Annotated in this window: 7 protein-coding genes; 3 read left to right on the forward strand and 4 right to left on the reverse strand. The window is 61.8% G+C overall.

All coding sequences use genetic code 11. From position 1 onward, the window contains the following. The first annotated feature begins 1 nt into the window (after position 1). Positions 2-1,648, forward strand: a complete 1,647-nt coding sequence (locus tag QOM08_RS16310; RefSeq protein WP_188251108.1) for a cyclic peptide export ABC transporter — start codon at positions 2-4, stop codon at positions 1,646-1,648. Between the two features lie 370 nt (positions 1,649-2,018). On the opposite strand, the gene fhuF is transcribed toward QOM08_RS16310, so the two are convergent. Next, the gene (gene fhuF / locus QOM08_RS16315; RefSeq protein WP_188251107.1) at positions 2,019-2,708 is read right to left on the reverse strand and encodes a siderophore-iron reductase FhuF; all 690 of its coding nucleotides are present in this window, start codon (positions 2,706-2,708) and stop codon (positions 2,019-2,021) included. Positions 2,709-2,907: 199 nt separating this feature from the next. Between fhuF and QOM08_RS16320 the strand changes: the two genes are divergently transcribed. Further along, positions 2,908-4,611, forward strand: coding sequence for an ABC transporter ATP-binding protein/permease (locus QOM08_RS16320; RefSeq protein ID WP_047230128.1), 1,704 nt, complete (start codon positions 2,908-2,910; stop codon positions 4,609-4,611). An 11-nt stretch (positions 4,612-4,622) separates the two neighbouring features. Here QOM08_RS16320 and fabF read toward each other — a convergent pair whose 3' ends face one another. Genes fabF through QOM08_RS16335 form a run of 3 tightly spaced genes read right to left on the reverse strand, consistent with a single transcriptional unit; the run spans position 4,623 to position 10,155 of the window. Continuing rightward, entirely contained in the window at positions 4,623-5,912 is a 1,290-nt protein-coding gene (gene fabF / locus QOM08_RS16325; protein ID WP_107322729.1) for a beta-ketoacyl-ACP synthase II, read from the reverse strand. A 56-nt stretch (positions 5,913-5,968) separates the two neighbouring features. Next, complete coding sequence (locus QOM08_RS16330; RefSeq protein WP_316911809.1) at positions 5,969-9,049, reverse strand: efflux RND transporter permease subunit; 3,081 nt, start codon at positions 9,047-9,049, stop codon at positions 5,969-5,971. Then, positions 9,046-10,155: an efflux RND transporter periplasmic adaptor subunit gene (locus QOM08_RS16335; RefSeq protein WP_076384118.1), complete on the reverse strand. Its 1,110-nt coding sequence runs from the start codon at positions 10,153-10,155 to the stop codon at positions 9,046-9,048. The genes QOM08_RS16330 and QOM08_RS16335 overlap by 4 nt, the downstream gene beginning before the upstream one ends. Before the next feature lie 222 nt (positions 10,156-10,377). Between QOM08_RS16335 and QOM08_RS16340 the strand changes: the two genes are divergently transcribed. Next, a complete protein-coding gene (locus QOM08_RS16340) occupies positions 10,378-11,838 on the forward strand; it encodes an efflux transporter outer membrane subunit (RefSeq protein WP_316911810.1) in 1,461 nt (486 codons plus the stop codon). The last annotated feature ends 55 nt before the right edge of the window (positions 11,839-11,893 follow it).

An 11,893-nucleotide genomic window follows, 5' to 3' on the forward strand; every position in this document is an offset into this window, starting at 1 on the left:
AATGGATCTGTTGTTACTCATGGCTAAACGCTCCTGGCGCGCACTGCTGGTGGCGACCCTGACGGGGTTGATCTGCGGCCTCGCGGCTGCCGGCCTGATCGCCAACATCAACCACAGCCTGGAGGTGTTCGACAAGCTGCGCCCGGTGGATGGCCTGCTCTTCGCTGGCCTGGTGGTGTTGGTCGCGGTGTCGCGGATCATCTCCGACATCAGCCTGTTGCGACTGGGCCAGGCTGCGGTCAACGACATGCGCCTGCACCTGAGCGCCAAGCTGATCGACACGCCCTACGCGCAATTGCAGCGCCTGGGCAAGCATCGCCTGCTGGCGATGCTCACCGACGATACGCAGACCATCAGCCAGGCGGTGGAGTTGGTGCCGATCCTGCTGGTCAACGTCGGGATCATCGCCGCGTGCCTCGGCTACCTGGGTTGGCTCAGCATGCCATTGCTCGGCCTGACGCTGCTGCTGATCGTCCTGGGCAGCCTGAGCTTTCACTGGCCGCAACGTCGGGCGCTGACCTCGATCTCCCGTGCTCGCGAGCTCAAGGACCAGTTGTTCAATCAGTACCGCCTGCTCACCGATGGCAGCAAGGAACTGCAACTCAACCATCCGCGCCGGCAGCACTTCTTCACCCGCCTGCTGATACCGGTGAGCCAGCAATACCGCCGCGATTTTGTACGGGGCATGAGCATCTACGCCCTGGTCCTGAACTGGGGCAATGCGGTGTTCTACATGCTGATCGGTGTGGTGCTGTTCGCCGCGCCGCATTTCATCGACCTGAGCGCGAGCCTGGTCACCGGCTATATCCTGGCGATCCTCTACATGATCACGCCGTTGTCGGAGTTGATGCACGCCTTGCCGACCCTCGGTCGGGCCAGCGTGGCCCTGAACAAGATCCGCGCCCTGGAAGGCGAGATGCAAACCGCCGACGAAACCGTCGAGACGATCTCGCCGACCCAGGTTCGCAGCCTGGTGTGCCGCCAGGTCACCCACACTTACTACCGCGAGCGCGAGGACGGTCATTTCACCCTGGGCCCCATCGACCTCACCCTCAATGCCGGCGAAGTGGTGTTCATCACCGGCGGCAACGGCAGCGGCAAGACCACCCTGGCGCTGTTGCTGACCGGGCTGTACCGGCCGGAAAGCGGCGACGTCATACTCGACGAACAAGTGTCCTCGAGCAATGACAATCACCATTACCGACAGCACTTCTCAGCGATCTTCACCGACTTCTGCCTGTTCGAAAACCTGTTCGATGGCGACGATCCGCACCTGGTGAAACAGGCACAGGACTACCTGGTGCACCTGCAACTGGACCACAAGGTGCAAATCGAGGACGGCAAACTGACGACGCTGGCGTTGTCCACCGGGCAACGCAAGCGCCTGGCGCTGCTCAGTGCGTATCTGGATGATCGCCCCTGCTACCTGTTCGACGAATGGGCGGCCGACCAGGACCCGGTGTTCAAGCACTTCTTCTACACCCGGATCCTGCCGGACCTGCGCGAACGCGGCAAACTACTGATCGTCATCTCCCACGACGATGCCTACTTCGGCCTGGCCGACCGGCTGATCCGCATCGAACATGGCAAGCTCAGTGAAGTCACCGTCGAGGCCGACGCGCCGTCCGTGGCGCAAATGCTGTCTTGAGGAAACCCTGAACACTGTGGCGAGGGAGTGGCCGCCGCGTCTGCACAGTGAACTAGGTCCTGTGGCGAGGGGATTTATCCCCGTTGGGCTGCGCAGCGGCCCTAAAGCAGTTAACTCAATCTTCCTGGCACACCGAGTTGCCTGGTTTGGGGGCTGCTGCGCAGCCCAGCGGGGATAAATCCCCTCGCCACAAAGAGGTGCACTCGCCTAACTGAGATCACATTGCCGAACTGTGTGTGGCAGAAAATTCTATTTCTAAAAATCAGCAGGTTGTAGTTTGTTCCATGAGAGCTTACTCCCTCGCCACAAGAACTCATGCAAACCACAACAATGTGGGGCTCTTCTGGCCGAGGCTGTTCAAAACCTGCGCTCAACCTTCCTCATAGATATAACGCAGGTAGCTCACCTGCTCCGCCAGCGGCAGACGGTGCAGCTTGGGGCAGGATTCGCAGAGCACCGGCGGTTGGCCTTCGACCGGCTCGTGCAGTTGGTAATGCAGGCAACAATGCCGGCGCAATGGCAAGCACGGGCAAATCTGCGGCGCCGGTGATTCGACCATGCGTTGCAGGTCTCGCAGCTTCAAGCGTCCGTTGTTCACCGTGACCTGTTCCAGCCACTGGTGCGCCTCGGCAAAACCGTCTTTGGACAGGTCAGGGTCCATCCTGGCGAAGGCACCGTCCCAGATAGCAACGAAGTTGCCCCACAATATTTTCGGGGCCAGGCCACCGGCGGTGGCCAATGTGCTGAACAGCGGCGCCAGGTGCTCGTGGATCAACCGCGACCAGTACACCGCACGGCCGTCCGCGTCCAAGGCTGACAGTCCGGCGGCCAGGCCCAGCGCCGCAGGTTGGCCGTCGTCGTGCAACAGCAATGCGTCCTCGCCCCAGAACTCGATCGCGCAGCGACGCGTCAGCACACAGGCCAGGGTGGCCGGCAGGACGATACTCATGTAGTTCATCGACCACTGCGAAACCACGGCGGCGCGGTTCACCCCTGGGTAACGCAAGAAAAACCGGGCCAGCAAGGGTTGCAGTACGCCAGGGTCGGCAAGCTGGCTCAACGCGATGGCAGGCTGATCACCAGGTTCCTGCCGAATGACCCGCTGTATCGGCGGCCAGGCCTGGTTAAGCCATTCTGGAAATTCGATAACGGGGCTCCCGTGGCTTTCCCTAATTAATGCAAACGATTAGCATTGGCTGATCCTATCCTCCCTCCCCTGCAAACTCAACGTCGTTAGCGACCAGGCTCACCAAGACCACATGCACACACTCCGCAATTTCTGGCGTCTCGCGCGGCCTTTCTGGGCATCCGAGGAAAAGTACCCGGCCCTGTTGCTGCTGTTGGCCACCGTGCTGATGACCCTGTGCCTGGTCGGGGTCAACATCCTCACCAACTTCTGGAACCTGCATTTCTATAATGCCTTGCAGGCCCTGGACTACCACGGTTTCCTGATCGGCAGCCTGCAGTTCATCCTGCTGCAGATCGGCACGGCCGCCTTCACCGTGGGCGCGTTCCACTTCCAGCAGAAGCTGACCATCCGCTGGCGGCGCTGGGCGACCCGCAACATGCTTGATCAATGGCTGGACAGCCAGCGCTACCAGAAGCTGAAGCTGACCGAAACCGAGGTCGACAACCCCGATCAGCGGATCGCCGAAGACATCGACCTGTTCATCGTCAAGTCGCTCAAATTGAGCCTGGGCCTGTTGACGTCGGTGGTGTCGCTGTTTTCCTTCCTGCATATCCTCTGGCAGGCCTCAAGCCTGGTCAGCGTGCCGTTCAACGACCAGTCCATCATCATTCCGGGACTGCTGGTGTGGATCGCCCTGGTGTATGCGCTCCTGGGCACCGGCCTGGCCTTCTGGCTGGGACGCGCGCTGCCCAGCCTGAATTTCATGCAGCAGCGACGTGAAGCGGATTTTCGTTTTTCGCTCATCCGCCTGCGGGAGAACGCTGACTCGGTAGCGCAATACCGCGGCGAAGTCGTAGAGAACGAACGCTTCAACCACCGCCTGGAGGCGGCGCTGGAAAACTTCTGGGCGCTGGTGAAAAAACAGAAGCTGATCATGGGCTACTCGACCTTCTACTTGCGCAGCGCGACGGTCATCCCGATGTTCATCATGGCGCCACAGTTCTTTGCCGGCGCCTTTCCCCTCGGCCGCCTGACACAGATAAGCGCGGCCTTCGGCGAAGTGCACGCCGCCATCGCCTACCTGGTGAGCGTGTTCCCGGAGCTGTCGGAATGGAAGTCGGTGATCGACCGCTTGATCGGTTTCCAGGAGCGCCTGGATAACGTTGAGGTCAAGTCCCAGGTCAGGCTCGAACAACAGGCCGACGGTCTCGATATCAAGGATCTGGACATCTGGCTGCCGAACGGCCGGCCGTTGTTCAAAGACTTCAATCTGTCGCTCAAGCCCGGTGACAGCCTGATGATCCGCGCGCCGTCCGGCTACGGCAAATCGACGCTGATCCGCACGATTACCGGGCTTTGGCATCACGCTCGCGGCTCAAGCTGTTATGACCGTGAGCGTGCCCTGACGCTTGCGCAGAAACCCTACCTGCCGTTGGGCAGTCTGCGTGAAGCGCTGTGGTACCCCAACCCACCCCGTCGCGAAGAAGATGCCGCGCTGCGCCAGGCCATGGAGCAAGTTGGCCTGCAGCACCTGAGCGATCTGTTGGAGCAGGAGCGGGACTGGGCGCAGACCCTCAGCGTCGGCGAACAGCAACGCTGTGCGTTCGTCAGGGCCTTGCTGGCCCGCCCGACGGTGCTGTTCCTCGACGAGAGCAGTTCAGCACTGGATTCAACCAACGAGGCGCGCTGCTATCAACTGCTCAAAGAGACGCTGCCAGAAACGATCCTGATCAGTGTCGGCCACAATGCTTCGCTTGAGCGCTTCCATTGGCAGGTCCTGGAGCTGCAAAGCGAAGCACGGTGGGTGCATCGGAAGGTGAAGCAACCGGTGTGAGTTCGCCGTCTCTATTTAGCATCCCAACGACGAAACAGGACGCTGGCGTTAACGCCGCCGAACCCGAATCCATTTGAGAGCGCATGGGTGATCGACATCTTCCGGGCATTCAGGGCGACCAGATCGAGCCCTTCTGCGGCTTCATCGGGATGAAGCAGGTTCAGCGTCGGCGGTACGACCTGATCACGCAGCGCGAGCACGGTGAAGATCGCTTCAATGCCCCCCGCCGCCCCCAGAAGGTGCCCGGTGGCGGACTTGGTCGAGGTGATAGCCACGCCGGAGTCAGCCCCGAACACCGAGCGAATCGCTGCCAACTCCCCGTTGTCGCCCACCTGTGTGGAGGTCGCGTGGGCATTGATATGCTGCACGTCCGCAGGGCTGACCCCCGCCTGGCGCAGAGCCTGCTGCATGGCGCGCCGTGCGCCGCTGCCGTCTTCCGGGCCTGCGGTCAGGTGATAGGCATCGGCGCTGGTGCCATAGCCAACCAGTTCGGCCAGGGGCTTGGCACCACGGGCCAGGGCATGCTCCAGCGACTCGATCACCAGCAGCCCGGCCCCTTCGGCCATGACGAAACCGTCACGATCGCGATCAAAGGGACGCGAGGCCTCCTGAGGGTGCTCGGCAAAGCCAGTGGACAGTGCGCGGGCGGCGGCAAAACAGCCCAGGGTCACACGGTCTATCGCCGCTTCGGTACCGCCACATATGGCGATATCCGCCTCACCGCTTCTGATGAGCCTGGCCGCATCGCCAATGGCTTGCACCCCGGCGGCACAAGCCGTTACAGGCGCACCGAGAGGCCCCTTGAGCGCATGCCGGATGGAAACGTGCCCGGCCGCCATGTTGGCGAGAAAGGCCGGCGCGGTGAATGGCGACAAGCGGCGCGGGCCACGCGCATCGGTGGTGCGTACAGCGTCGGCAATTGCGCCAAAGCCACCGACGCCCGATGAAATGATCGTCGCGGTGCGTTCCTGGTCTGAGGCTTGCGTCGGATGCCAGCCTGCCTGCGCCAGGGCTTCATCGGCAGCGACCAGGGCGAACTCGATGAAGCGGTCCATCTTCTTGCGATCCTTGACCGAGATGAAGCGCTCGGGGTCATACCCCGCAACGGCATCCTCTTGCAGAGACGGCACCTGGCCGCCCACCGCAACGCCGGTACCCTCGGTGATATCGCCAGACAGGTTACGAATACCGGAACGTCCCGCCAGCAACCTCAGCCAGACTTCTTCCACTGCACAACCCAGGGGGCTGACAATGCCCATGCCTGTGACGACGATTCGCTTTTGACCTTCGGCAGTCATCATAAAAACCTCTTCATTTCTCAGTCGACATCCACTGACAACAGCATGCGTCTGCTGACTTACGCCAGCCTCGCTGTTTCAGTTTGGACCTGTTTGTCAGGATGGATCTTGAACCAGATGGAATACATCGCCGGCAGAAACACCAGCGTCATGATGGTGCCGACGAAGGTCCCTCCGATCAGCGTGTAGGCCAGCGTCCCCCAGAACACGGAGTGTGTCAGGGGGATGAATGCCAGGATGGCCGCCAGCGCCGTCAGCAGCACCGGCCGGGCCCGTTGCACGGTGGCCTCGATCACCGCGTGGAACGGGTCCAGCCCTTCTTGCGCGTTGTGGTGGATTTGCCCAATCAAAATCAGCGTATTGCGCATCAAAATACCCGAGAGCGCGATCAGGCCGACCAGGGCGTTGATTCCAAACGGCTGCTGGAAGATCAGCAAGGTCGGCACCACGCCAATCAATCCCAGCGGCGCGGTGAAGAACACCATGACCATCGCCGAGATTGAGCGTACCTGGAGGATGATGATCAGCAGCGTCAGGGCAACCATGATCGGCAGCAGCGGCACGATCGCCTGGCCGGCCTTGCCCGACTCCTCGATGGCCCCCGCCTGCTCGATCCGGTACCCGTCAGGAAGGGTGTCCATGATCGGCTGCAGTTGTTTGAGGATTGCGCTCGAAACGTCCGGTGGCTGCAAATTTTCGGCAATGTCGCCGCGCACGGTAATGGTCGGCGTGCGATCACGCCGCCGCAGGATCGGGTCCTCCATGCGCACATCCACCTCGCCGACCTGGGACAGCGGAATACGCTGTCCCGCCGCGCCCACCAGGGTAAAACCTTCTATCTTGGCGGGATCGAGTCGAATATCGCCGGCAGCGCGACCAACCACTTGCACCGAACGGATGTCCTCGCGAACCGCCGTAATCGGCACCCCCGTGAGCAGGAACTGCAACTGCTGGGCGACGGCATTCGAGGTCAGGCCCACCGCCTGCAAACGATCTTGATCAAGACTGAAATGCAGCGTCGGCGTCAGTGGCCCCCAGTCGGTATTGACGGTCCGCATCATCGGGCTCGCTTGCATGACGTCCTGTACCCGACCGGCGATCTCGCGCAACGTTGACGGATCGGGGCCCATCACCCGGTAAGCCACGGGGAATGGCGAATACGGACCAAACACCAGTTGAGTCACCCGCACCCGCGCCTGCGGGGCAAGCCCTTCGGCGACCGCTTCGCGAAGACGGAACTTGAGGGTTTCACGGGCCTCCTGGCTGCTCGTCAGCACCACAATCTTGGCGAAGGACGGGTCAGGGAGTTCCGGCGCCATCGCCAGGTAGAATCGTGGCGCACCTTGACCGATATAGGCGGTGACGATTTTCGCCTCATCCTGCTTTTGCAACCAGGCCTCGACCGTGGCCGTGGCGGCGCTGGTCTGCTCGATGGAGGTTCCATAGGGCATCTGCACCTCGACCATCACCTCGGGACGGTCTGAGGTCGGGAAGAATTGCTTCTTGACCAGGCCCATGCCGAGAATCGCCACGACAAATGTCGCGACCACGGTGCCGGCCACCCACCATTTGCGCGCGATGACGCGGGTCAGGAGCTGGCGAAAGCGATTGTAATGGCGGGTGTTGTAGATAGCCGCGTGACCGCCCTCGACCGGCTTGATATCCGGCAATAGCTTCACCCCAAGATAAGGGGTAAAAGCCACCGCGACGACCCAGGAGGCGATCAGGGCGATGCCGACGATCCAGAACATGTTGCTGGTGTATTCGCCGGCGGTCGATTGCGCAAAGCCGTTGGGCATGAAACCAATCGCCGTCACCAGGGTACCGGACAGCATCGGCGCGGCGGTGTGGCTCCAGGCATAGGCGGAGGCTTTGATCCGGTCGTAGCCCTCCTCCATCTTTACCACCATCATTTCGATCGCGATGATCGCGTCGTCCACCAACAGCCCAAGCGCCAGGATCAGCGAACCCAGGGTAATCCGGTCGAAGTTCTTTCCGGTGGCCGCCATCACCACAAACACTATCGCCAGTGTCAACGGTACGGCGGCTGCGACCACAACGCCCACACGCCAGCCCATGCTGAGAAAGCAAACGAGCATGACAACCAGCAGCGCGACAAAAAACTTGACCATGAACTCACCGACGGCCGAGTCGATGTTCACGGCTTGATCGGTGACCTTGGTCAGCGTCATGCCCAGTGGCATGCCTTCATTGATCTTGGTCGTCTCGGCGTCCAGTGCCTTGCCCAGGTCCAGGCCGTTCCAGCCCTCGCGCATTATGATCCCCAGCAGCAGCGCCTCTTCGCCGTTATTGCGAACCAGGAAAGTGGCCGGATCTTCATATCCGCGCTCGACTGTCGCGACGTCCGAGAGCTTCAGCGTGCGCCCCTGGATCGCAAGCGGTGTGTCGCGAATTTTCGCCAATTTATCGAAGGCACCGTCCACCCGCAGGACGACTTGCGGCCCTTTGGTTTCGATCGAGCCAGCAGGCGTGAGCAGATTCTGGCTGTTCAGCGCGGCGAAGATATCCTGGGGCGAGACGCCCAAGGTCGCCAGTCGATCATGGGAGAACGACACAAAGATTCGCTCGGGCTGCTCACCGATGATGTTGACCTTCTTCACGCCCGCCACATGCAACAGGCGCTGGCGCAACGCTTCGGCATCTCGCACCAGCAGGCGCTGCGGTTCGCCTTTGGCCTTCAGGGCGAACAGCGCGAAGGTAACGTCCGAATACTCGTCATTGACCATCGGCCCAATGACGCCCGCCGGCAGCCGAGTGGCCTCATCGTCGAGTTTCTTGCGCGCCTGATAGAACTCCTCCTGCACTTGCGAGGGTGGCGTGCGATCGACCAGCGAGACCATGGTGAAAGCCAGACCTGGACGGGTGTAGGTTTCCGTGCGGTCGTACCATTTCAGCTCTTGCAGGCGCTTTTCCAGCGGCTCGGCGACTTGGTCCTGCATCTCCTGGGCAGTCGCGCCCGGCCATGCAGTGATGACGGTCAACTGCTTGACCGTAAACGGCGGGTCCTCGGCACGCCCCAACTGGAAGAACGCCAAGGTACCCGCGACGGCAATCAGGAAGATCAGGAACACGGTAATGGAGCGCTCGCGAACGGCGAGTGCCGATAAATTGAGACTCATTGACGGCCCCCGGCAACCTTCACGTCACCCTGTGGGCTCAGTCGCACTTCCTCGCCATCGCGCAGTAGATGCGCGCCCAGCGCGACAATGCGCTCGCCAACCTTGAGCTCACCTGCAACTCGGGCAGCGTCGTCACTCAAGCCCAGGACCTGAACAGGCCGCCAGCTGACTTTCGCCGGTTCGCCGGCAATGACCCACACACCGGTTCCCTTGCCCGGGTCATAGAGGGCAGCGATCGGAACTTGCAGGACCGGCCCTTGCGCGGCGTCTTCGGCGATCCGAAGGGTGACGGTCGAACCCAGCGGCGCATTGGCCAGCCCGCCCGCCAATACATACCGCGCCTCAAAGGTGCGTGTCACAGGGTCAGCCGAATCCGACAGCAGCCTCAGCTTGGCAGTGACAGCAGCCGAGGTGTTGCCGTAAAGCGTCGCCTGCGCGGTGGACCCTGCGGCCGGACGCAAGGTTTCTGGCAATTGCACGATGGCTTCGCGCTGACCGGCCCGTGCCAGTCGAACCACCGGCTGCCCAGGGCTGACCACCTGCCCGGGTTCGGCGAGCGTCTCCATGACAACGCCATCGGCGTCTGCCAGCAGTACGGCATAGCCCGACGCATTCCGGGCCACGTCAGCCTGAGCTTGCGCGGCGCTGAGTTGTGCTTTCGCGGTATCGGCTGCGGCTTTGATCTGATCGTAGCCCGATGCGGAAATGGCGCCTGCGGCCACCAGCTCACGATAACGAGCCTCGTCATCTGCGGTCTGTTTGGCTCGGGCTTTGGCGGCAGTGACCGCTTCTTGCTGCGCTCGTGCTTGCAAGCCTAAATCGATGGGATCCAGACGCATGAGCGGCTGACCACGCTTGACGGTCTGCCCGGTATCGACCAGACGCTCAAGCACCTTGCCCGACACTCGGAAACCCAAGTCACTCTGGACGCGAGCCGCCACGACTCCGGTGAATGAACGCCAGAGGCCGGACGAATCCTGAACTTCAGAGACCCTCACCAAAGGAGCGAGCGTGCGCGGATCTTGGACGGTGGAAGAGTCGCCACACGCCGTCAGGACGAGAGGCAACAAGCAAGCGGCAAGGGTGACAGGTCGAAGCCGGCGCATAGATTCCCTACTTGAAGAATAGAAACAGGTGTCACATTCTCTGGCGCGTGACCAATACTGTCAATGGTCACAACTATTGCGGCCAGAGACTAAATTACAATTCTCTCAACACTTATTGCGACTATAGCCACCAGCGAGAGCACCCACCCATGAGGAGTTCATTGACAGAAAGTGACCAATATATAATATGGTCACACATCAATCTCCACTTCAGGAATCTCCATGTCGCCACTCCACCCCGCTGCTCTGATACTGGGTGCCAGCTTGATGGCAGGCTGCGCCGTTGGTCCGGACTATCACCGTCCGGACACTGCGCTATCGGACCGTTTCCTCGGTCAGCCCTCTGTCGAACAGCGGCCCGCGACGATGCCGGCCAGTCTCGTAGCTTGGTGGGAAGGCTTTGATGACCCAGCGCTGACCGAATTCGTCGCCAAGGCACTTGAGCAGAACCTGGACCTGGCGCAGGCCTCGGCGCGCGTCGCGCAGGCGCGGGCCGGCCTGGGTGCGGCCAATGCTGCTTTGCTGCCCTCGGGCAATATCAGCGGCCAGGCCGCGCGCGCCTATCAGTCAGTCGAAACCCCACTCGGCCAGGTGCTGAATTCAACGCCTGGCTATGATCGGTATGGAAGCGCTTACGAACTCAACCTCGGGGCCAGCTGGGAGGTCGATTTGTTTGGCAGCCTGCGCCGGTCACGCGAGGCCGCCCTGGCCGAATACCAGGCGTCCGCAGCGGGCGCCACGGCCACCCGCCTGGCCGTCGCTGCGCAGACCGCCGACATCTACATCACTGTCCGCGGATTGCAGACCCGTTTGGGCATTGCGAACCAACAGGTCAAAACACAACAGAAACTGCTGGAGAAGGTCCAACTGCTCTACAGCAAGGGCCTCGCCGCCAGCTATCAGGTTCGCCAGACCGAGGGCGCCTTGGCACAGGTCCAAGCGACAGTGCCGGTCCTGCAAATTGGCCTGGATGCTGCGATGAACGCACTGGACATCATGCTTGGCACGCCGCCCGGCACGCATCGCACACAACTGGCCAATGCGCGGAGCATTCCTCTGGCACCCCAGATAACCGCCATGGGAACGCCGGCCGATCTGCTGCGCCGCCGGCCCGATCTCATCGTGGCCGAGCGCCGTCTAGCGGCCTCCAATGCACGCATCGCAGAGGCCGTTGCTGAGTACTATCCAAAATTCTCCCTCAGCGCGCTGCTCGGTAGCGCCACCGCCGTATCCGCCGGCAACCTTTTTACCGGCGGCGCCAGCCAGTCGGCGGGTATATTGGGACTGCGCTGGAGGCTCTTCGACTTTGGCCGTATCAACGCACAGATCGATCAAGCCAAGGGGCAGGAAGCCGAGGCCCTGGCCGCTTATCGCCAGTCCGCGCTGCGCGCCAGCGAGGATGTCGAGAACGCGTTCTCCTCGTTGGTCAATCGCGAAGCCCAGGCAACCACCCTCACCGCAGCAGAGACAGCTCTGACTCAGGCTCGTCAATCCTCGTTCATTGCCTATGAGAAAGGCACCGCCAGTCTCATCGACGTCCTGCAAGCCGACGAAACACTGCTGCGAGCTTCCGATGCCCGAGCGCAAGCGCGAACCGAATCGGCACGAGCGGCGGTCGCCGCGTTCAGGGCACTGGGTGGTGGCTGGCAGCCTTCTCACGCCGAGCCTGTGGCAAGTCGATGACGTAACCAGGTGACGTGGCACCACCTGCGCGCCCTCCTCCTTCAGCTAAAACCAG

The sequence above is a fragment of the Pseudomonas sp. P105 genome (genome assembly GCF_032614175.1).
GTDB lineage: Bacteria > Pseudomonadota > Gammaproteobacteria > Pseudomonadales > Pseudomonadaceae > Aquipseudomonas > Aquipseudomonas rhizophila.